The 22,974-nt window shown below is 50.2% G+C and carries 13 protein-coding genes and 1 tRNA gene; 5 read left to right on the forward strand and 9 right to left on the reverse strand.

Annotated features, from left to right (window positions below):
- Positions 1 to 378 precede the first annotated feature (378 nt).
- Entirely contained in the window at positions 379 to 1,875 is a 1,497-nt protein-coding gene (accC, locus tag ACAW87_RS21710) for an acetyl-CoA carboxylase biotin carboxylase subunit (RefSeq protein ID WP_370725749.1), read from the forward strand.
- A 104-nt stretch (positions 1,876 to 1,979) separates the two neighbouring features.
- Here the strand turns inward: accC and ACAW87_RS21715 are convergent, their stop codons facing one another.
- From ACAW87_RS21715 to ACAW87_RS21730, 4 genes are all read right to left on the reverse strand, one after another.
- Positions 1,980 to 3,377 (reverse strand): mercuric reductase, encoded by a 1,398-nt coding sequence (locus ACAW87_RS21715; protein WP_370725750.1) that lies wholly within the window; start codon positions 3,375 to 3,377, stop codon positions 1,980 to 1,982.
- 60 nt (positions 3,378 to 3,437) lie between these two features.
- Positions 3,438 to 3,932 carry a DUF4126 domain-containing protein gene (locus ACAW87_RS21720; protein ID WP_370725751.1) on the reverse strand — a complete coding sequence of 165 codons (495 nt, stop codon included), beginning with the start codon at positions 3,930 to 3,932 and terminating at the stop codon, positions 3,438 to 3,440.
- A 187-nt stretch (positions 3,933 to 4,119) separates the two neighbouring features.
- Positions 4,120 to 5,004, reverse strand: coding sequence for an FKBP-type peptidyl-prolyl cis-trans isomerase (locus tag ACAW87_RS21725; protein WP_370725752.1), 885 nt, complete (start codon positions 5,002 to 5,004; stop codon positions 4,120 to 4,122).
- A gap of 85 nt (positions 5,005 to 5,089) precedes the next feature.
- A complete protein-coding gene (locus tag ACAW87_RS21730) occupies positions 5,090 to 6,166 on the reverse strand; it encodes an MBL fold metallo-hydrolase (RefSeq protein ID WP_370725753.1) in 1,077 nt (358 codons plus the stop codon).
- Positions 6,167 to 6,211: 45 nt separating this feature from the next.
- Here ACAW87_RS21730 and ACAW87_RS21735 point away from each other — a divergent pair, with 45 nt between their 5' ends.
- Positions 6,212 to 6,880: an NUDIX hydrolase gene (locus tag ACAW87_RS21735; protein ID WP_370725754.1), complete on the forward strand. Its 669-nt coding sequence runs from the start codon at positions 6,212 to 6,214 to the stop codon at positions 6,878 to 6,880.
- Positions 6,881 to 7,029: 149 nt separating this feature from the next.
- A tRNA-Arg gene (locus ACAW87_RS21740) sits at positions 7,030 to 7,101 on the forward strand.
- Between the two features lie 526 nt (positions 7,102 to 7,627).
- On the opposite strand, the gene ACAW87_RS21745 is transcribed toward ACAW87_RS21740, so the two are convergent.
- The 5 genes from ACAW87_RS21745 to ACAW87_RS21765 form a co-directional block, all read right to left on the reverse strand.
- Positions 7,628 to 9,274 (reverse strand): sensor histidine kinase, encoded by a 1,647-nt coding sequence (locus tag ACAW87_RS21745; protein ID WP_370725755.1) that lies wholly within the window; start codon positions 9,272 to 9,274, stop codon positions 7,628 to 7,630.
- A 95-nt stretch (positions 9,275 to 9,369) separates the two neighbouring features.
- Entirely contained in the window at positions 9,370 to 9,876 is a 507-nt protein-coding gene (locus ACAW87_RS21750; RefSeq protein ID WP_370725756.1) for a BLUF domain-containing protein, read from the reverse strand.
- A gap of 437 nt (positions 9,877 to 10,313) precedes the next feature.
- The gene (locus tag ACAW87_RS21755) at positions 10,314 to 10,535 is read right to left on the reverse strand and encodes a hypothetical protein (protein ID WP_370725757.1); all 222 of its coding nucleotides are present in this window, start codon (positions 10,533 to 10,535) and stop codon (positions 10,314 to 10,316) included.
- 170 nt (positions 10,536 to 10,705) lie between these two features.
- Entirely contained in the window at positions 10,706 to 11,515 is an 810-nt protein-coding gene (locus ACAW87_RS21760) for a helix-turn-helix transcriptional regulator (protein ID WP_370725758.1), read from the reverse strand.
- Between the two features lie 124 nt (positions 11,516 to 11,639).
- Positions 11,640 to 12,368, reverse strand: coding sequence for a LytR/AlgR family response regulator transcription factor (locus tag ACAW87_RS21765; protein ID WP_370725759.1), 729 nt, complete (start codon positions 12,366 to 12,368; stop codon positions 11,640 to 11,642).
- Positions 12,369 to 12,627: 259 nt separating this feature from the next.
- Here ACAW87_RS21765 and ACAW87_RS21770 point away from each other — a divergent pair, with 259 nt between their 5' ends.
- Both ACAW87_RS21770 and ACAW87_RS21775 read left to right on the forward strand, forming a co-directional pair.
- Positions 12,628 to 14,556, forward strand: coding sequence for a tetratricopeptide repeat-containing sensor histidine kinase (locus ACAW87_RS21770; protein ID WP_370725760.1), 1,929 nt, complete (start codon positions 12,628 to 12,630; stop codon positions 14,554 to 14,556).
- A gap of 549 nt (positions 14,557 to 15,105) precedes the next feature.
- The gene (locus ACAW87_RS21775) at positions 15,106 to 22,650 is read left to right on the forward strand and encodes an SdrD B-like domain-containing protein (protein WP_370725761.1); all 7,545 of its coding nucleotides are present in this window, start codon (positions 15,106 to 15,108) and stop codon (positions 22,648 to 22,650) included.
- The last annotated feature ends 324 nt before the right edge of the window (positions 22,651 to 22,974 follow it).

Here is a 22,974-nt window from a genome sequence, read left to right on the forward strand (position 1 = left end):
TTGCCTTTAAAACTGGCTCTCTTATGTGCTTGTTTGAAGAAAAAGGAGCTATAACACAGAGTTACACAGAGGTGCCACAGAGATACACGGAGTTTTTTCTCTAAACTGAGACTAATTCTCTGTGTAACTCCGTGTTATAACTCCTTTTTCTATTGTAAAGACTCGGTCAGCTGGCGCCGAGTAAACGCATAATTTCTTAGTCTGCCAACCTAAATCAGCTAGCGTGTATGTTTCTTGATGGACGTAAGGCAATAACACTTTCTTAATGTTACTTCGCACAGAAAGCCATCTTACGTATTTAATGGTTAAAGTTGCAGTGATAAAGATGGTACGCGGATTAAAGTGATTTAATCCGCGTACCTATCACCTCTGAACCCTATGAAAATCAATAAACTGCTTGTTGCCAATCGAGGCGAAATTGCCCTTCGTGTGATGCGTACCGCCCGTGAGATGGGCATTAAAACCGTAGCCATTTACTCCGAAGCCGACCGGAACGCACTACACGTTCGCTATGCCGACGAAGCTGTTTGTGTGGGACCTGCCCCCTCAGCTCAGTCATATTTGCGGGGCGACGCCATTATCGAGATCTGTCGTAAACTGGGGGTAGATGCCATTCATCCCGGTTACGGCTTTCTGTCAGAAAACGCCAATTTTGCCCGTCAGGTACGTGAGGCAGGCTTGATTTTTATCGGTCCTTCGCCCGAAAGCATCGAAGTAATGGGCAGTAAACTGGCGGCAAAAGCGGCGGTTTCAGGCTACAATATCCCAATGGTACCTGGCACGCCCGACGCCATTACCGACCGTGAAGAAGCCAAAGTTATTTCGGCCAAAATCGGTTACCCAATTTTGATCAAAGCCAGCGCGGGCGGCGGCGGAAAAGGCATGCGCGTAGTCGAAAAAGACGCCGATTTCGACGAGCAGATGGACCGCGCCGTGAGCGAAGCCATTTCGTCGTTCGGCGATGGGTCGGTGTTTATCGAGAAGTACGTCACCTCTCCCCGGCACGTTGAGATTCAGGTGCTCGGCGATCAGCATGGCAACATCATTCACCTCTTCGAGCGCGAATGTTCGGTACAGCGTCGGCACCAGAAAGTAGTGGAAGAAGCTCCTTCGGCTATTCTGACGCCCGAAATTCGGGAGGCAATGGGCCAGGCGGCAGTGGATGTGGCACGGGCCTGTGGCTACTACGGAGCCGGTACGGTCGAGTTCATCGTCGATGCCGATCTGAATTTCTACTTCCTCGAAATGAACACCCGCCTTCAGGTTGAACACCCTGTTTCTGAACTGATTACCGGCGTTGATCTGGTAGAACAGATGATCTACGTTGCGGAAGGCAAAGCGCTGACGATTAAACAGGAAGACCTGAAAATAAAGGGACACGCAGTAGAGGTACGTGTATACGCCGAAGACCCCGCCAACAACTTCCTGCCCGACGTGGGTACGTTGGAAACCTACGTTCGTCCCCAAGGCAACGGCGTGCGGGTTGATGATGGCTTTGAGCAAGGCATGGCCATCCCGATTTATTACGACCCGATGATTGCTAAACTGATCACCTACGGCAACGACCGCGAAGCGGCCATTCAGAAGATGATCCGGGCCATCGACGAATACCAAATTACGGGCGTACAGACCACATTACCGTTCTGCAAATTCGTGATGGAACACGACGCCTTCCGCTCCGGCCAATTCGATACCGGTTTCGTAGCGAATTACTTCACCCCCGACGTGCTGAAGACCGAAGCGGATCAGCAGGAAACCGAACTGGCCGCCGTTCTGGCAGCTTACCTGCTGGACACACAGAAGCCGAAAGCCGCTGCCACACAAACCGTAACAGCACCCTCGAAAAGCCGCTGGCGGGAAAGGCGAATGGGGTAGTTGGTTAATTGATGCTTTTTGCTGTAAGCTTTTGCTATGGGCCCTTCGACTAGACGTCCCCGACAGGCTCAGGGTCTAGAGCAAAAAGCTTACAGCAAAACCAATCACTCTACCTTGCTGAACAGGTTGTTCAGCGACTCAGCAAGCGTGGGATGTGCGATAATAGCGTCGCGGAGGCGGGTGTATGTTAGCTTGCCCATCATCGCAATTTCAAGCATCGACATGACTTCGCCGCCTTCCATCCCCAGAATGGCCGCGCCAATGATCTGATCAGTATCGGCATCGATGATTACTTTCATCAATCCCTGAGTACGTTCCACTTCAATGGCGCGGGCCACACTACTCATCGGCATCGTTGCAATTTTAATCGCCCTCCCCTCCTCTCGGGCCTCCTGCTCGCTGAGGCCAATACGGCCGAGTTGCGGGTCGGTAAAGACCGTGTACGGAACGGGTCGACCAGCAATTGATGCGTTGCCATCTTCCAGCAAATTCTGGTTCACCACCCGGTAATCGTCGTACGAAATGTGCGTAAAGGCCGGACCACCTTTAATGTCGCCCAGCGCGTAAATGCCCGGCTGACTGGTTTCCAGGCGATCATTTACCTCAATGAAACCCTTTTCGTCGGTCCTCACACCAGCGGCTTCCAGATTTAGCGTGGCGGTGTTGGGTATTGTGCCGGTAACGACGAGCAAATGCGTTCCTGTCAACTGAGTTGAACCATCGTCTGTTTTCAGCGATAGCGTAACGCCCCCGTCTGCCGATTTACTGACTTGGTCGATACTGGTGTTGGTCAACACTTGAATACCTTCATCGGTCAGTATTTTCGTCAGCTCATCAATAACGTCCTTGTCTTCACGCGACAGCAGTTGATCACCCCGTTCAATAATCGTAACATCACTACCAAAGCGCCGGAACATCTGGCTGAACTCGACACCAATGTAGCCTCCGCCCAAAATCAGCAGATGCTTTGGCAATTCAGGTACGTCCATCAGCGTGGTCGAGGTAAACCAGTTAACGGTATCAAGCCCCGGCAGGTCCGGTTTTTGGGGATGCGTGCCGCAGTCGATAAAAATATGGTCGGCTGTTAGCCTTCGTTCTCCTCCATCGTTCAGCGACACCAATACCTGTTTCGTTCCGACAAACCGGGCTTCACCGCCGATAAACGTCAGGTTTTCGGTCTCGGCAAACTGCTTCTCGATACTCTCCCGAAACTGCTCGACGATCTTATTTTTTCGGTCAATAACCGCCTTGAAATCAATCTGTACGTCACCCGTTTTTACGCCATAATCGGCGGCGCGGCGGGCATCGAAAGCTGCTTGTGCTGAAGCGATCAGGGTTTTAGTGGGCGTACAACCGTAGTTGATGCAGGTGCCACCCACGTGGCTGCGTTCAATCATGGCGGTACGCCAGCCTTTTTTAGCCAGCGCCGCTGCCAGTGGTTTACCAGCTTGTCCGGCACCAATAATCAGGGCGTCGAACTGTTCGAAAGACATGTCGTTCATGAAGTTTATCGAGAAAAGTCAGGTACGGCCTGCCCCGCACCGGCGGGGTTACCGCTGGCATCAGGCCAGGCGGGTGGTGAGTTTAATGTCGTTAACAATAGACCAGCCAACACCGGCAACGAGCGCGTCTTCGGCAATGGCCCCAACGGCATCGGGCAGGCCCAGGTCATGATCGAGCCAACGGCGCAGGTTGAAGAATAGCAACGTACCTGCCACGGCACCCAGTCCACCCAAAACGGCTCCAATTGGCATGGGTTGTCCTTCGACCTCACTCACCACAGCCCCACAGGCGGCACCGATACCCACGCGGGCAACGAATTGCGACGGGGTGGTGCGGTTGGGAGCCGATGGTAGTTTATCACCAATAATTTCGCCACCTGCTAGTGCTTTGAATACCTTCGCTGTAGTGGGTTGAGCCAGGTAATGAAGTGGACTTTGAGGATGAAGCGTTGGAATGGCTTGCGAAAGCCGGTGGCTTAGCAGCGCGGGGGCCGACATGGCGCGCATTCCCGCAATAAAACCCAGTTGGAAAGACCGGAGATAAGACTTGTTCATAACGTTGCTGAGTAGGTAAACTACGACCAGTTTGGCTGGCTTACACGTACCCAACCGGCAGTTGCTGGAATGGTTAAAAAACGTAATTACCCGGCATGATCTCTCATTTCCCGTACCCATTTTATATACGCAAAAAGCCCGTTCAGCATGGCTAAACGAGCTTTTTGCGTATTACTATTTAGATTATCTATTTGGCCGAAACAATTTCTACATCGAACGCCAGCGGTGAATAGGGCGGAATAGTTACCACTCCGTTTGCATCACGGCGGACGTTGGCGCCGTACCCCAGCGTTGAAGGGAACACGAGTATTGCTTTCTCACCTACTTTCAATGATTTGAGCCCCGCTTCAAAGCCAGGTACCACACTACCACGGCCAAGCGGCACATCTATCGTTCCGGTATCAAATCCTTTGGTTGCCCGCAACAGTCGACCCGTATACTTTACCGTTACCGATTGGCCATCAATCAGGGCCGCACCGGTTGGTACAGCGCTTGTTTTAATCACACGTAGACCGGTGGTCTGCTTGTCAGAGACGGTGTATTTTCCCCGTTCAATGAAGCTCTCGATTTGTTGATCTTCTGAACGGGCCCGAATAAGGGTTACATCAAACCGGACGGGCGTATTAGCAGGTAATTTACCATCAACAGCCTCGGCATTCCCAAACCCGGCATACGACGGAATCAGAAAAATAGCCTTTTCTCCTTCGCGCACTTTGGCGAAACCTGCTTCCAGGCCGGGCAACATGGCACCTAGTCCATAAGGAAAGAAAATAGACGTATCGCGAGCGGCCACGTCGATCACAGTACCATCGAGTTTCGAGATAGTGTAGTTAAACTCCAGTTCGTCGGCTAATGTAGGCAGTTTACCCGTCGGGTTAGCTTGCGTGATAGCGTAACGAACACCGTATTCGATAGTGGTTACGGCCAGATTCTGCGCCTTGGCATAGATACCTATAGCTGTAGTATCTCTAACAAAATTATCCTGCGTAGGATCCACGTAGGTATCCTTACAGGCTGTGAAAGTGGTCGCTATTGTTGCGGCAGCGATGAACGCCAGACTCAGTTTACGCATTGGTTGTGAGTTAATGCCGGAGGATCGACATCCTTGTTGACTATATACTAGTACCCCTTTTTTAAGAAGAACGTTGGAAGCGGTGTTAAAAATTTACACTTTCTCCATTTTTTAATGCCCGGAAGCGTTCCAGATCAATGCGTTGAGCACTCAATGCTTTTTTCAGATCGGTCACCGGCTCCCCTTCACCATCATCGGCCAGCGGAAACGTACCGAAGTGAATGGCTACACTCTGCTCAGACAATACATCCTGATGAATCAGCACCGCCTCGGCCGGATTGACGTGTACGGGCGCCATAAACCAGTTAGGTTTGTAGGCTCCAATCGGAATAAGGGCCAGCCGAATCGGGCCAAACTGACTACCGATTGCCTTAAAATGTGGTCCATATCCCGAATCGCCTGCAAAATACAGTTTCCCAACGGCTTTATTGTCGATAACGTACCCAGCCCAGAGCGTAGCGTCGCGGTCGAACATGCCCCGACCCGAGAAATGTTGCGCTGGTACGCAATGCACCGTAGTCTGCTCGTTGACCGAAACCGACTGCTGCCAGTCCATCTCGGTGACGTTGGTTACGCCTTCCTGCTCCAGAAAGGCCTTTACACCTAACGGGCAAATAATGCGCGGATTATCGCGGGCGGCCAACTTCTTCACCGTCCCGATTTCGAGGTGGTCCCAGTGGTTGTGGCTTAGCAACAGCACATCGATTTTGGGTAGATCATCGAACCGAACACCGGGCGGACAGTTACGGGCAGGACCGGCAAACGAGAACGGGCTTACCCTATTTTCGTAGATCGGGTCAGTCAGCACATTCATTCCGTCGAATTGCAACAGCATCGTGGAGTGATTCACGTAGGTCACGCGAACGGGCGACGGCTGAGTCGTATCGGCGTTGGCCGGTATACGGGCATCAGGTACGTTGCCCACGGGATTATTACGGAAATCGGGCCAAGGTTCGCTGATGTCGTGATTGAGTTGCCATTTAATGACATCGCCCAGTCCGCTGGCGGGTGGTGCGCCGGGCGTGAAAAATTTTTTTCCGTCGAAATGGTCCGAAACGGGGCCTTTGTAATGCGGGGCCGAGATAAGATAGCCGATCAGGAGGGCTACCAGAAAAAATACAACCAGAACGACCACGAGGCCAATCAGTATCTTTGAGAGCATAATGCACGGAGAGACGCCGTCAGTGGCGTCTTTTGTATCAACAAGATGGAACAGTTACACGACGCACCCAAATTCAAATTCTGGAAAAAACAGCTCGAACTCAACGGCTTGACAGTCCACAAAATTAGCGATCATTTCATCCGTCGCCGCCATAACGGCGAAGTTCTCTTCGCTATGCTGACGGTAGACGCCGACACTCCCGAAGGCGATAAAATTCCGCCAGTCTGTTTTCTGAAAGGTCACGCTGCATCAGTACTCGTTTGTTTGATCGATGAGAAGACCGGTGAAAAATTCGTGGTTCTTGTTCGGCAGCGTCGCATCTCCGATGGCTCACAAACCTACGAGCACCCCGCCGGCATGGTCGACGTTGACGATGACCCAACCGATACGGCTGCCCGTGAAGTAGGCGAAGAAATCGGCCTCAGCATCACGCCCGACGAGTTAACAAAGCTCAATCCAAGGTTATGGTACCCCAGCACCGGCACCAGTGATGAGGCCATGCATTACTATTTTGTAGAGAAAACCATGTCGCGTGATGAGATCATGCGATTTCACCTCCAGAGGATGGACAGTGAGTCTGAGCTAGAGCGCATTACCTCGGTGATCACCACCATTCCGGAGGCTCATAAACTGGTCAATAACGTCAACGGTCTGCTGATCCACTTCCTGTATCTGCAAAAGATAGGCGACTACGAGACCATGAAGTTATTGTAACACGGTCTTCAGCCCGTACGGGTTGCCCCCAACTGTACGTGCTAAAGCCCGTGTTACACCTTTTTGCAAATTCTAGTTGCACAAAACCCATTGAAACAGCTATCTTTGCACTCCCAAAGCAGGTCAACCGGCCGTTTGGGCATGTATCTGCTTCCGTAGTTCAATGGATAGAATTTCGGTTTCCGGTACCGACGATAGGGGTTCGAATCCCTTCGGGAGCACATTTTACTTATTAAGCCGGATACGGTTGAATACAAAAACGCTAACTTTCAACGAGTTAGCGTTTTTTGTTTGTTGTACTTTACTGAAAAGGATTGTCCCTACCCCCCTTTGGTGAGCCAGTTTTGACTGAAGTTTAAGCCGCCTGTGAGCCACCCCCAATTTCTGGCTCTTACGCACTTTGTGTGGTTTATCGTTCGGTGAGCGAATACGTCCCTATTCCTTAGCAGGTTATCACACAAAGTGCGTAAGAGCCAGTTTACAGGGAGGAGGTCACGATTGAAACGGTGGATCTTCATGGAGTGCATACAGTGCATATGGCAACCTCCAGCCACTCCTAACTCTTTCTATCTCTCAGGCCGGGAAACGCTGATCAGGTCGCAGAGATCTTATAGAAACAGGCCACAGTTTGCCCGTTCAGCACCACCAGCCGGTTTTAAATTCACAGTAGGTCACAGGGAAACAGACTAGAAATCGGCTGATTTTGCAACATGTAAAAAGGCGCGTACTCGAGAGGCCTACCTCAACTCATGCTGGCAAGTATACACTAAAGGTAGCTCCCTGCCCAGGTTGACTGGTGGCGGTAATCAGTCCACCGTGGTAATTTACAACCCGTTGGCAGATAGCCAGCCCAATGCCCGTGCCAGCAAATTCTTTTTTCCCGTGAAGTCGTTGAAAGACCTGAAAGATGCGGTCCAGGTATTTTTCGTCAAACCCCACCCCGTTATCGCTTATATCAATGCGGTGGTAAGCTTCCGGGTGGCGGGCTGTTTTCAGCAGAGGTGGTAGCTGCGAATAGGGGATGCGCTGCGTACGAATAGTTATATGTGGAGTGGAAGGTTCTCCAGCAGAATTAACACGACTAAATTTGAGGGCATTGTTGATTAAATTCTGAAAGAGCTGACCCAATTGAAGGGCGTCTCCCATCACCACAGGCAGCGGGTCAGCATCAATAACCGCATGACTCTCACTAATAATCAGTTCCAGATCAATTAACGTTTGAGCCAGTATGTCATCCAGTGATATGCTCATGACCACCTGCTCACGGGTGGATATGCGGGAGTATATTAGCAAATCCCGAATCAGGTTAGACATACGGACCGCTGCCAGCTGCATACGGTCTATATAATTATTTTCCTGCTTAGAGTTACTGGCGTACTCGGTTTTCAACAAGGCCCCAAATTGTTGAATCTTGCGGAGTGGCTCCTGTAAATCGTGAGAAGCTACGTAGGCGAACTGCTGAAGGTTATCGTTGGTCCGCTTCAAATCTTCATTCGCTTCTGCTAACTCGCGGGTACGTTGCGCCACCCGTATCTCTAACTCTTCCGACAATAACCGATAGCGTTGTTCGCTTTCCCGCAAAGCCATGACTTGCGCCGTAACATTGTTCGCTGTGTTGATGAGACCGAAAATAGTCCCATCCTGAGCATAGACAGGGTTACAGGAAAAACTAAACCAAGATTCCTGCCACTGCCCATCGATCATAATTTGCTCCACCGCACTATCGTTGTGGTATGGTTCTCCCGTGTCATATACTCGCTGCAGCAACTCGACAAACGGCTGTCCCGCTAGCTGTGGCATTACCTGTTGAAGCGGTTGGCCCATCACCGACTCATCTTTACCCCAAATTTTTAGCATGGGCGCATTGACCGTGTCAATGACAATGTCTCTGCCTACGAAAAAAACGGTGGCAGTAGGCGAATTGACGACCAGACTACGGAAACGGGCTTTGCTAATCTCCAGTTGCTGCCGTGTTCGCACCTGCGCGGTGATGTCCCGAACCACCCCCGATAGACGATAGGCCGACCCCAGAATATCGACGTAGGCTCGTCCCTGAGCGTGCAACCAACGGGGAGATTCGATTAGCGGGCCTCCAATGACCCGAAACTGTACATCATAATGGCCTGTGGACGACAGATTGATTGCCGACTGAACCTCTTTTTCGACCCGTGACCGATCCGCCTCATCGACCAGCATCAGCATTTGTTGGTAAGTAACTACGGCTTGTCCTTCATAGCCAAATAACTCCCGGCAGCGCTCATCCCACCATAGCTGTTGCTGGTTGATATCGAGATTCCAAGTCCCTACCTGTGCGGCCTGAATGGCATAGTGTAAACGTTCCTGCTCAGCCTGAATACCTGACCAGAAGGGAAAATCAGTGGATTGATCGGTCATAAAGTGACTTGGCTCAAGTTTATGTAACATAAACCTGGCAATTATTTTAATCAATAGCAGGCGCTAACCAGTAGCCACACGTACAATGAACATGACTAGCTTATCCGACGACGGCTATTTAAGTCAAAAAAACCTTTGAGCATTCTTACTACTACTGGTTGATCGGCATCCAAAAAAGGTTCAATCTGTGGATCAACAGGTATGATATCTCGTACTTCTTCGTACTGCTGGGTAGTTAATGTCTCATAACCCATGTACCATTTATCAAACGACCGTGTGTTTATTGGTTGATTGATAACCGTTCGAACATCGGTGTGGCGAGGATCCGCCCGAATACTTTCATACAGGTTTTCAACTTCCTCTTGCGGGCCTTCGAGTACCTGCACAATACGGCCATTGATATAGAGCAGCACCCCTGTAATGTTTAGCCGGGCATTCTTTTCCCGGCTAAAATTGACAATCTCAACAATGATATGTTCAGTGGTGGTACTTACGGCAGAACTGAAGTAGGTCAGGCAATAATCCATTGATAAATGATTGGTATGGGAATCTCTTGATAGTTTACAGGGTGTTACTTCACTTGTGAAGTAGAAACGTGGCAAAAATAAGAGGTGATTTCTCTAAGATATTTTTCCTGAAAGGAGTTGACCAACTTAGTACCATATTACAAGTGCACAAAGTTCACTGACCTTATTTGAATAACTTGTGTACATGGCGATCACTCTACTACAGGGATGGATAATCTGATTATATGGGATTCAATTTTCAACGAACAGCCTGAACACTAAAGCAATGAAAGGCTTAGAAACAACCCACCCGGCCAGAGCGAACCAAGATGAGCCTACCAGCATTCTGGAACACCATTGACAATGGTGTTCCAGAATGCTGATAGTAGTTTATGAGAGGATGACATGGTAACTGTTGTCGCTCAGGTCGCCTACCGTGCCAATGTCGCCCGACAAGGTGGTTGAGGAAGGCATGCCTGTACGGGCACTAGCGTTACTCTCACTGCCTGGGGTACCATTGAGGCCTCCTAGCCTCATAATACGGCTAAGCCCTCCTTGAGGGTAAATGAAGCCGTACGGGGATTAGTCAGCGTAGCCGTACTAGGCTTACAGGTTCCTCCCGCGATCCAAACCTGATCGCCCGCCTCCGAAGCGTTGATCATCGCTTGCAAGTCCCCCGAGGCATTAGCCCGGGATGTACCAGCCCCGGTGCCGCCCGCTTTGACATAATGAATCACTGCCGCGGCGGGGGCCATTTGTCGCGCCGAAGATAGCCGTTGAGCGTGGGCTGGAGCAGTGGGCAGGATTAGTGTCTCAGGGTTAACTAATCCGTTTTGTGCCTACGCCTGAGTAGCCAGGAGCGAAACAAAAAGCGCTAACTCTTAACGGGTTAGCGCTTTTTTATAGTATCAAAAATACACAACAACTACATGCTGACCTTCTTTTTATAGAGTCGGGTAAATCCGGAGGTATGATTATACCCTAGCTTGTAAGCTATTTGGGTCAACGTATACTGACCAGACTGAAGCAATTTTCGAGCATACGCCAGCTTCTTCTCCAGAATATACTGGTGGGGGCTTTGGCCATAGGCTTCCTGAAATAGTCGTTTGAACTTACTCTCGCTCATACCGGCCATATTGGCCATTTCTTTTACCGTCAACACCGGATTCTGAAAGTTCAGCGCTACAGCCTCTCCTATATCCAATACTTTCTTGAGCTCACTACCCTGGTTGTTTTGGCTGACTTCCTCTTGTACTACGGTCGTAAAATCGGTCAACAACCGGTAGAGCAGATCAAGCGTATAGGTATGGACTACTATATTCTTGTAAATATTGCGGTGAAACTGTTTCTGAAACAGCCTGTGTTTACTAAGAATGAAATTTCCTGTTCGCTGCCACTCACCAATCGTTTTCTGGATGAGTACCTCAAGCGGTATTGTCCCTCCTGGAGCCTGTTCACTGAGCCATATTGTATTTATCAACAAGCTGAAGCGGGGACTGTCTGTTGTTTGAATATTAACAGCAACATAGGGCCCACTAACACAGCCACGCGCTGTTGTCAGCAAAGCCGATCTATCGCTGCCCCCTTCGTCTACCAATCCGTAGTATAGATGATCAGAACCAACGGAATACAGCGTGGTCCGGTCTGTTAGGTTTAGTATGTCAGGGCTATCAGCAGACTCCTCCAGTGTGCCGACAATAAAGGCCCAATCAATATGAAACTCAGCTGTGTACATGCTACGGTGTTGACATTCATCAAACCATCAAATACACGACGTCCCCGATGAAGCGCAACAAGATTCAGTAGAATGGTATGTTTTAGGCGGTATCGAGGTGAACAACGGAGAATAGCTACATCTGTTAATATTTCTTAGAGAACCCAGATAATGCTTTTCGATATGTTTTGCCAATTGGCAACGACAGCTGATCCCCGATTTTAACAACCGATTCGCTAATGGCTCTAATTTGCACTTTGTTGACAATATATCGTTTATGAATGCGTAAAAAGCTATCGGCCAACTCGTTTTCTACCAGCGTAACTAATGATTTTTTTAGGGCGTATTTTTTATTCGTTGTAAATATGAGGCTGTAGTTTCCATCAGACTCAATATATAGAATATCATCGAACAGCACTTGTTCCTGTTGACCTCCTGTTCCACTCAGGTAAAGATATTGCTTATCTACAATTGCATATTTTTTAGCACGCTGTTCTTCTTCATAAATACTCAACAGGCTAGAATGTAAGGTAAACATATTAATAGGTTTTCCGACAAACCGAGCATGGGTACGTCGCTGCACCTCATCAAATATAGCTTTATCTTGTGTATTCGAAACAAATAGAATTTTTATCGATCTTTTTTTTAATTCATCGGCTAACTCTAAACCAACGGCTTTATAATTCATGAAAATATCAGCAATAATTATATCCACTTTATTTGTTTCCAGGAACAAAAGCAGTGGCGATAGTCGCTCAAATACACCTACTAATACAAACTGATGTTCTTCAGTAATAGGCTCGGCAAGCATCATTTGTATAGTAAGACTATCGATAGGATTATCTTCTAATAGGGCAATACGAATCGCAGACATAACTATTACACAATGAATGGTAAAACAATGTACTTAGCCAACAAGAAAGGCTATTTAAGTTTACCAGAGAGCAGTAAAGCCGTTTTGGCAAAATAAAAAACTGTTTGGCAATTTCTAGTATACATAAAATCTACCTGAGAACACAAATACTGGTTTACCCTTCTCTATTACCCAACAAAAACTTGCAGTTTTAATATATGAAAGTATGTATAATTACCTGTATACTTGTACCCTTCTACCGTAATGACACGACTTTATCATGAAATTGACTTCCTTAACCTGCATACTTCTCTGTGGGGTGTACGCAGCCTTAGCCCAGCCTAAGCAATACGCTTCTTTTCGAGACTATTTTGTCGTAAATATGAACCCTGACAGCCTTCAGGAGAAAATATATGCTCAGAAGCGTGATCAAACACGTTATGTGCATGATTTGATATGGCTGGAATACAGTCGCTACAAGGTTTCGGATAATTTCGGGAATGACCTGGTCACTATTCAGAAAATGACAAGTCAGCAACGCTTTGGAATCGGTGCGGCCATGTATAACTACTTAATGGGGCTACGCTATAAGTCAGAAGATGCGCCTAAAGCACTTGTACACTTTCAAAAAGCACTGACTTATTTCGACCGCACTAAGGATACGTCTGGCCTGGCTCACTGCCATTTGGCGTTGATGCGATTGAATATAGACAATTACAATGAACGTATCGGAGATAGTAAAGAAGCAAAATTTCATTACGATCGTGTTGTGACTTTAGTACAACAATCTACCGACAAGCGAAACGAGATAAGCCTACTACCCAGGTATTTAACGGAACATGATCTTTTTTATAAGGAGATGTCACTCTCTGATCTAGCAAAAGAATATTTACGAATAATTAATCTCATTAAGCAATATCCAGAAATGAGATTTATGTTAAAAGATATTTACCTCAATCTTAGTTTTTTTTATCTTGTCAATAAAGATTATAAAACAGCAATTGAAAAGCTTAAACTATCACTCTATAATTCATCTCATTGCAGTGAATATAATCAGATTACAATATACTCCAACTTAGCCTCAGCATCTGAAGGTTTAGGCGACTATATAGCTACGGAAAAATATTTAAGAAAAATTCTGTCAGCAAGAAGCTCAACGGTTCATTTTAATGACTACGTATATATTGATGCTAATTATGGCATGGCAATAGCGAGTATTAAAAATAAAAAATTTGAGCAGGTGATACCCTACATAACCGCTTATGATTCGCTTGGCAGAGCCTACACTGAACGGCTAAAGGTACAGGACCTTCTCAAGTTGCAAACCAAATACGAGAGTGAGAAGAAAGAGGCCACGATCAATATGCTGAAAAAAGAGCAATTGCGTACAGATCATCGCAATCAACTTATTCTGGCCGGTTTACTCGTAGCCCTGGTCATCATTGGAGTCATTGGCGTATTAGTTGTTCGACTCCGTAAAACAAATGCTGAGCTCCAAAGCCTTCAATCATCGCGCGATAAGCTATACACCGTTATTGCCCACGACCTGCGCGAGCCCATCAACAGCCTGATGAGTGTGGGTACGTTGCTGCGCCATCTGATCAGAACCAATCAAACTCAGGAGGTAGAAAAAGTAACCCAGCAAATTGATCGGATGGGGCAGCAAACCAGCCTGCTACTCAATAACTTACTGGAGTGGGGAAAATCTAACTATTTTGAAGAGCCATCGCCAGCTCAACAAATTGATGCAACTCCTTTATTACACGAACTCGCTCAGGTGTATCAGGCGCTGGCAGACGCGAAAAGCATCGCCATGACGGTAGCGTTACCAGCTGCTTTCCCGCTAGTAGTCAACCCCAAAGACCTTTCTCTGATTGTAAGAAACCTGCTAGACAATGCGCTTAAATACGCCCCTGGTGGTGGTCATGTGGCACTGACAGCAACCGCCCCACTGGCAGATACGGGGCAGGCTACTATTCAGGTACGTAATAGTGGCGATGGCATTGATCCCGCTAAGCTGGTTTATCTACAGCGGGTATTTGCCGGTAAGCTGACCCCACAGGTGGGCACGCAGGGATTGGGATTAGGTCTGGTATTGATCTCCGATTTTGCGCGAAAAAACGAAGCTACGCTATTGGTCAGTAGCCGTCAGGCAGAAGAAACTACGTTTTCTTTGCTCATACCCTGCTCACTCTCTGTCAGTCGTTGAGTTGGGCGGCCCTACTCAAAAATCTTGCCATCTCGAAATATAAGTATAATTACTAACTGGTATAGAAATTGAGGTGATTGTTCGCCCCCAGATCTGGTAAGCAAATACTACCCAAAACTGGCTGTAGGCAAGCAATTCGTATGGCCATACCCAGCAAGAGACGGTATAGTGCCTGAAAATTCACCAGCAGGCTACAAGCTGCCCAGCGCTTATACGTAAGTATTCTCCTGAAAATAGTCCCCTAAATACCCTCTTTACGTCTTTGCTGTCAATCATCAGTGATTGAACCGCTTATTCATTTACGCACATTGGACGATTCGGCAAAACAAAGGCCGGTTTGGCAAAATGGGTGGATATGCATTTGTGACAACTTCGGACGGATATACCCCATTCTGTTTAACGATCTGTCCTCTCGAACCCTCCCGGGTATCGACGTAACAGCCATTTCAGCAGTATGGGATACTTCTTTATACCACTGTAAATCAACAGTCTACTCAGTTCATTTACAGCAAAACCGTATTCCGAATGAATCTATTTTTATCTGCTGTCATGATCTCTCTAACCAACTTACCAAACCCACCCTCTTCCTTTCGTCGGCCAGACTGTTGGCCTGAAAAGACGTTGGCTGGTGGGTCAACTCGTTTATTCAGACACGGGATGCACATTGGGCTGCTGCTCTTAATTCTACTTTGGGCGGTGGGCGAACTCAGGGCGCAGACTTGTAACGTAACAGACTATCTGTATTTGAATGATGTTACACCGGCAGGTGGGTATGTTCATAAGCTGAAACTGAATACGAACATTACAGCTACCGAAATTTACTCGTCAGGTACAAATCCCTGGTTTCCGGCGGGAGGCATTCTCGACACGCCACACGGACTGGGACAAGACTTGAACGGTAATTTATACATTGGTCAAACGGGGGCTGGCCCCATTGCCAAAATTAAATGCAACGGAACAGTAGTCGATCCTGCTTTTATCAATGACGGCGGCTTCAACATCGTTTCCAGGGATGGGTACCTGTATGTGAATTCAAGTGACGGCCAACAGATTTCGCGGTATGCCCTTTGCGACGGCTCTGCTCAAGGATATATCATACTAGGGGGAACCTTCTCATACAGCGGCGCAACCTTGAAAGACTGGGGGTTAGATATCGGGACAGATGGCACCTTTTATGCAAGTGCCGGCTTCAATTTTACAGATAGGGATAAGAACACGTATCTATATCGTTTCAAGCCTACAGATGCTGACTTCACCAATCACACTGTTTACACAGCCAATAAAAGCACGGGCGTAGGGCTTTCGTTGAAACCGGGTACAGGCCTCAACGGTATCAGCGACCGGAATGAAGTGTGGGGCATTACCCACGATCCTGCGGGGAATATTTATTTGGTAGTTAGAGATTGGGAGAATACATCAGATACAGAGACATGGGTATTGAAGTTTGATAGTAATTTCAATTTAGTTGACTCGATCGTTGAACTAACCAGTAGTGCTACCGGCGGTATTGAAGGGGCCAGAGGTATTGTGTACTATGCCCCCTGGGACCGTCTGCTGATTGCCGGTGGGCCAGACGGTGACTGTGTGGCTAAAATCAGGCCCTCAGATATGACCTACGTGGGTGCATTAGCTGCCAACGAACCCGGCCAAACGCCCAAAACCCTGCGCATTGCCAGTGAAGCTTGTCCAACGGCGGCGGCGTTGACCGTAGACACAACCATGTGTAATGTAAAAGCGGGTGACAAGGTCTTTCTGCAAAACATTATTGGCACCTGCAAAGCACCCATTTGCGGAGGTACCTGGACGGCCAATGCAGGCAATGCGGGCCTCACGTTCAACGAATGTGACCTCAGCTTCACTGTAACAAATGTGGCAATCGGCTGCGGCAAGTTTGTATTAACCAATGTAGGCGGAACTTGCGGCAATTTTACCATTACCGTAAACGTAGACTTCGCCAACGTAACGGCACCGGTCATTGCGGGGAATCAGACGGTTTGTGCCACGTCAGAAATTCCTGCTTCATTCTCTGTTGTTACCCCCGCTACGGGCAGTAATACCCTTAAATACCAGTGGCAAAAAAGCACGACATCCTGCACGGCAGGCTTTAGTAATATAGCGAGTGCTACCGCGAGTACATACACACCAACAGTACTTTCTCAGACAACGTATTACCGGGTTGTGGCCACGGTAGATGGCAGCTGCGCTACGCCTAAGGGCAGTTGCGCTGATACGAGTAACTGCGTGACCGTTACTACCGAAGTGTGCTGCGCCAAACCGGTTGTGAGTGTTACACCAGGTACGTGTAATTCAGCCACCAACCAGTACAGCATTTCGGGCACTATCTCCCTGACAAATGCATCGGCTGGTGTGGCTACGATTACCGACGGCAGCAAGTCGACCACCGTAACTATTACGGCAGGTGCTACCTCCGTGGCCTATTCACTAACGGGCCTGACCTCAGGCAGTGGATCACACACGGTGGTAGCTGCTCTAGCGGGTTGCGGCTCAGGCAACGCCGTTTACACAGCCCCAGCTTCATGTACGGCGGCACCTGGTGTTTGTGCCATCGCCCTCAAACCCACTGTATCGGGTTGCTACTCGGTAACGGGCACGAGCAAAGCTACCGTAAGCGTGGAAGTGTCGTGGAGCAATATCACCGTTAGCCCTACAGATGACGATGACTCCGATGCCATCACTATCACCTTTGCGGGAGTTACCAAAACGATCAACCCAGGACCATACACCTCTGTAGGGGGCAATGGCACCATTGTATCGCCCCAGGTGGTGGCTTTTGAGGTAACTGCCGATGCCTCTACGAAAACAGCTCAAGTGTTTATTGGGACATCCTACGCAACGGCAACCTGTAAAGTCCAGAAAACGGGCATTGTCCTGCCAGCCGCCTGCCCGCCAACGGTTTGTACCACTGGGCAAACAGGCGGTACAGTCTTTAATGACTATAACGCCGATGGTATCAAACAAACGGGTGAAACAACCGGGGTGCCGGGTGTCACGGTAAAAGCATACGACTGCACCGGTACGCTCGTCGGCACTGCCACCACCGATGCGTTCGGCAAATACGCCTTTACGGGATTGACGGCGGCTTCGTACCCGATTCGGGTGGAGTTCAGCAACCTGCCAGCCTATGCGGGCATGGGTACACTGAATGGCGCCGATGGCCGCACCACAGTTCAGTTCATCAATGCCGCCAATTGCGACGTTGATTTAGGTATTCTTGATCCAACCGATTACTGCCAGACCAACCCGAAACTGGTGATTCCCTGCTACGTCAATGGTGACCCATTGTTACCCATTAGCAGCACGGCCTCGGCTGGCAGCAGTGATGCGGTAGTCTCCTTCGACTACAATACGTCTGGCAAGATGGATATGAGCTTGATGGCCCATACTACGGCCTCACAGGTAGGAACGCTTTGGGGAATGGCCTACAATAAGTTCACGAAGAAAATCTTCTCGTCAGCTACCGTTAAACGCCATGCCGGGCTAGGGCCATTGGGCCTGGGCGGTATCTACGTAGCCGATTTCAGCACGGTACCGGCCAACGGGGCGACCTTTACCTACACCAACTTCCTTGATGTGAGCACGATTGGTATCAACGTGGGCACCATTGCCAGCAACAGTGCTCGTGGTTTGGTAGAATCGAAAACCGCACCAAGTGTCGATAACCAAGGCTATTTAGCCATTGGCAAAGTCGGTATTGGTGGCATTGACTTATCGGCAGATGGCAATAAGCTGTATCTGACCAACCTGTTCGACAACAAGCTGTACGAAATTAATATCACCGCTTACAACACGAATGGTACATTGCCTACTGCGGCCAATGTGAAAAGTTACGACATGAGTGCGGGTATCAACTGCACGGGCGGTAACCTGCGCATCTGGGCGGTGAAAGTACATAAAGGCAAAATTTACACCGGTATGGTGTGCGATGCCGGTACATCCCAGAGCAAGTCCGATCTACGGGCGTTTGTCCGGGAGTTGAACGGCACAACGGTCAGCACAGTCTTCGATTTTCCGTTAAGTTATCCTAAAGGCTATAGTGTTCGAACATCCTGGGGCCTGGGTGTGACGGGTTGGTATCCCTGGACAGACGACTGGACCGAAAAGGTTATTCCTGGCCAGGTAGCGGTTGTTCACCCCGAGCCTATTTTCTCTGCCGTTGAGTTTGATATTGACGGGTCTATGGTACTGGCGTTTTCGGATCGAACCGGATTTCAGGCAGGTTTTGGCAATTACAATCCGAACGGAGACGACGGATCAGGGTACAGTGGCTATTTGGGCGGAGATATCCTGAGAGCCTATTCGAACGGGGTATCGTTTGTACTGGAAAATAATGCAAAAGCAGGACCCAACACAGGGTATGGGGTAGATAACAACCAGGGACCTGGTTTTGGGGAATTCTACAACGACAACTGGGTAAATTTCCAAACAGGTACCCAAAGCTTCCATGCCGAAAACGTAAGTGGCGGTCTGGCCCTTCGGCCCGGTAGCGGGGAAGCGATTGTTGGGGTTATGGATCCGTTGGATTATCCGTTAGGTGCCACGGATAACGTGAATACCTACTATCTGAACTCAGGTGGTGTCCGTCATTTAGACAATCAAACGGGTATCGTGGCTGATGCCTATCAGGTATATTCCACGTCGCAAGAGCGCGGTACTTTTTCGAAGGCCGTTGGTTTAGGTGATCTGGTACTCATCTGCGACACGCCAGACTACTTAGAGATTGGTAACCGGCTGTGGGTCGATGAAGATAAAGATGGCATTCAGGATCCCTGCGAGAAAAGACTGCCGGGCGTGTTGGTATCACTCTATCGGGGTAACACTAAAATTGCCACTACAACAACCAATGCCAACGGGTTATATTATTTCAACAACAACCCAACAAGTAGCACGGCTACGAACGTGACCAGTAATACGGCCATCCTGCCCAACACGACCTACACCGTGCGCTTTGGCACCGATGGCACAACGAATCAGTACGACAACACGACGGGCATCTTAACTACCAGCATCGGCAAGTTTGAGGTAACTACGGCGTTCAGCACGGCCCCCACGGCCAATACCATGAACGACAGTAATGTCCAGTTTTCGGGTGGATTCCTGTCGGCCTCAGTAACCACAGGCGCGGCTGGTTCGGTTAACCATACGATTGATGCAGGTTTCGTTTGTGCACCAACCTCCGTGGCTAGTGTCAGTGTAACGCTGGCTACCTGTCCTGCTTCCGGCACCGTCGCCAACAACAATGCTCGCATTCAGCTTACAGGTATTGCCTGCGCCGACAAAGTGTTTCTGGTAGTTGCAGGCGGAACCATTCCAAGCTACACGGCCACGGGTAGCCAGCCGGTATCGGCCTCAGCCGCCTCGTTTACGGGCCTGACGAACCCCGCCACGTCGGCTGGCCGGAGCTACAGCCTGGTGTTATACAACGGACCTTGCTGCTACACGGTAGTGAGTACTACACTTGCCCAGCAAACGTGTCTGCCACCGAATCTGGCTGTAGTCGTGAGCACGCCGGTGTGTAACTCGACCACTAATACGTACACGGCTACGGGCACCGTCTCGTTGACCAATGCCACAGCCGGTGCGCTAACAATTACCAATAACGGCAACAGCCTGACCACCATCAACGTGACGGCCGGCCAGACATCGGCAACCTTCTCGCTCTCGGGCATCAGCAACGGACCAGCAACGCGCACCATTGTGGCGGCCCTGAGTTCAGTCACTGCCACGGCGACCTATGTGGTACCGGCTTCCTGCACCGTCTGTACGACGAACCTGGTGACCAGCACATTGCCAAACGGACAGGTGGGCACCGCTTACAGTCGTACGCTCGTCACTTCAGGAGGCACCACGCCCTATAGCTACACCGTGTCGACAGGTACGTTGCCAACTGGGCTAACCCTTAACCCAACCACGGGAGTCATTGCGGGTACACCTTCGGCACCCGCTACCAGTGTCTTCACCATCAAGGTCACCGATGCCAAATCGTGTACTGATGTGCAATCATTCACCATCGTCACCTCGGCCCTGCCCGTTTGTTCGCTGGATCTGCTTGTAACGCCGGGTACGTGTAACAGCGCCACCAACCAGTACAGTATTTCGGGAACCGTGACGCTGACCAACCCCACGGCGGGTAACCTGGTCATCACCGACGGAGCCAAGTCGACTACGCTGACCATCACCGCCAGCACGACGTCAGTAGCTTACTCACTGACAGGCCTGACCTCGGGTAGTGGATCGCACACCGTCGTGGCTAGCCTGACTGGTTGCGGCAGCGACAATGCGGCCTACACCGCCCCAGCTTCGTGTACCATCGCCCCACCAGCGTTGGCAATAGTCGTGGGTACACCGGTCTGTAACAGTGCGACGAATAATTACACCGCTACCGGCACTGTCTCATTGAGCAACGCCACAGCGGGTACGTTGACCATCACCGACAACGGTACCACCATCGGTACGGTTTCGGTGATAACGGGGCAGACAATGGCTAGCTTCTCGGTGTCGGGAATTAGCAACGTAGCCAGCCACACGGTGATTGCTACACTTAACGGTCTGTCAGCCAGCACTACGTACCTGGCTCCGACGAGTTGTACGGTTTGCTCGCTGAGTCTGGTAACCACCTCGCTGCCTAAAGGCCAGGTGGGCGTAGCGTACAGTCGGCTGATCAGCGTTACCGGGGGCACAACGCCCTACAACTTCTCGGTCAGCGCAGGTACCTTGCCAACGGGCCTAACCCTCAACCCAACCACCGGAAGAGTGTCGGGTACACCAACCATCAGCGGTAACTTCCCCACCACCATCGTGGTGACTGACGCCAAAGGCTGTGCGGCGAAACTGCTCCTCTCGGTCTTCGAGATCGATCAGGTGCCGCAACCCGCCATAGCTATCGTGGTCAATAGCCCGGTCTGTAACTCAGCCACCAATACGTACACGGCAACGGGTACGGTTTCGCTCACCAACGCCACGGCTGGTAGCCTGACCATCACCGACGGCGGTAACCCCGTAGCCGTGATTGCGGTGACGACAGGCCAGACGTCGGCCAACTTTAGCCTGACGGGTATCAGCAACGGACCCGCTGTGCAAGTGGTCAGTGCCACGCTGGGTGCGGTAACGGCCAGTACCACCTACACCACCCCGGCTTCCTGCACCAGCGGCGCACCGGCTTACGCCATCGCCAAGGTCATCAACCAGAACCGCATCGAGAAAGGCGGCATCGTCACCTACACCATTTCGCTGACCAACATCGGTAACGCCACGGGCACCAACATCGTCGTGGGCGACCAGCTCAGCTCGACTCAGGTTACGTTTGTGGGCAACGCTACCGCTTCGGTGGGTACGTTCCTGCCAGCGGGCAACTCGGGCAACTGGACCATTGCTTCGCTGGCCGCTGGTCAGGTAGCTACGCTGAGCTTCCAGGTGCAGATCAACGAAGAGGGGCTGACCTACAACACGGCCACCGCCCCCGATGGCAAAACCGTCACTGCCTGCCTGACGGTGCCCTTCCACGTGTGTGCCGATGAGGATTTTGAGATTGAACTCGAAGCTCCCGCCAGCTATAGCACCTACCAGTGGTCGCGCAACGGCGTGGCTATTCCGGGAGCTACCAGCGCCACCTACAGCGTGACGGCCATTGGTGAGTATACCGTGGCCACCACCAAGACGGCCGGCTGTCCCGATGGCTCGTGCTGCCCCTTCGTGGTGGTAGCCGATGCCGTGCCAAGCCTGACCGCCCTGGCCGTAGCGGCCACCTGCACGGGCTCAACCCCGCTCGACAATGCCAGCATTACGCTGGTAGGCAGTTCGACCAACGCGGTGAGTTACAACGTCAGCCTGGGCAACAGCTTCTCGGCCTCGGCTCCCCTGTTTACCACCGACCAGCCGTTGGCGGCGGTTGTGGGTGGAGTGTTGCTGGCCAATCAGCCTAACCCGGTTGATGCGCCGGGCATCAGCTACACGATTCGGGTGTATGCGGCCAACGGTTGTTCCAGCGATGTGGTGGTGGTGATTCCACCGGCCCAGTGCCAGTGCCCACCCGTGAAGTGCGCCCCGTTTGTGATCAAGAAAATCTCGCGGCGATAGGTTTGTGGTCATTACGCCATAGGCAAATGACATTGACACGAGTACCCGATAAATAGTAAACGGAAAGCCCGGCTCATCATGAGACCGGGCTTTTTTGGCTTTGCGTCATATGGGACGAATTCACCACTACCAGTCAAAAACCTACCGTCTACTAACTATTGGCAGCGCGGTTTTGCGGGCTAACAATACGTGGCTAACATTAACAAATTATCATGTTAACATTATATGTTTTATGCTTTCTCCTATCAGTTCCAGTAGTATGCGGCCACCTCCCCCTGGCCTTCTCACAAGCCTTATGTCTTCTAGTCGCTGGAAGATTTGTTT

The organism is Fibrella aquatica (genome assembly GCF_041321135.1).
Classification (GTDB): Bacteria; Bacteroidota; Bacteroidia; order Cytophagales; family Spirosomataceae; genus Fibrella; species Fibrella aquatica.

Excerpts from the sequence above, each read along its gene's own strand:
- accC (WP_370725749.1), top strand. The coding sequence starts at position 379 with ATGAAAATCAATAAACTGCTTGTTGCCAATCGAGGCGAAATTGCCCTT.
- ACAW87_RS21715 (WP_370725750.1), bottom strand. The coding sequence starts at position 3,377 with ATGAACGACATGTCTTTCGAACAGTTCGACGCCCTGATTATTGGTGCC.
- ACAW87_RS21720 (WP_370725751.1), bottom strand. The coding sequence starts at position 3,932 with ATGAACAAGTCTTATCTCCGGTCTTTCCAACTGGGTTTTATTGCGGGA.
- ACAW87_RS21725 (WP_370725752.1), bottom strand. The coding sequence starts at position 5,004 with ATGCGTAAACTGAGTCTGGCGTTCATCGCTGCCGCAACAATAGCGACC.
- ACAW87_RS21730 (WP_370725753.1), bottom strand. The coding sequence starts at position 6,166 with ATGCTCTCAAAGATACTGATTGGCCTCGTGGTCGTTCTGGTTGTATTT.
- ACAW87_RS21735 (WP_370725754.1), top strand. The coding sequence starts at position 6,212 with ATGGAACAGTTACACGACGCACCCAAATTCAAATTCTGGAAAAAACAG.
- ACAW87_RS21745 (WP_370725755.1), bottom strand. The coding sequence starts at position 9,274 with ATGACCGATCAATCCACTGATTTTCCCTTCTGGTCAGGTATTCAGGCT.
- ACAW87_RS21755 (WP_370725757.1), bottom strand. The coding sequence starts at position 10,535 with ATGGCCCCCGCCGCGGCAGTGATTCATTATGTCAAAGCGGGCGGCACC.
- ACAW87_RS21760 (WP_370725758.1), bottom strand. The coding sequence starts at position 11,515 with ATGTACACAGCTGAGTTTCATATTGATTGGGCCTTTATTGTCGGCACA.
- ACAW87_RS21765 (WP_370725759.1), bottom strand. The coding sequence starts at position 12,368 with ATGTCTGCGATTCGTATTGCCCTATTAGAAGATAATCCTATCGATAGT.
- ACAW87_RS21770 (WP_370725760.1), top strand. The coding sequence starts at position 12,628 with ATGAAATTGACTTCCTTAACCTGCATACTTCTCTGTGGGGTGTACGCA.
- ACAW87_RS21775 (WP_370725761.1), top strand. The coding sequence starts at position 15,106 with ATGATCTCTCTAACCAACTTACCAAACCCACCCTCTTCCTTTCGTCGG.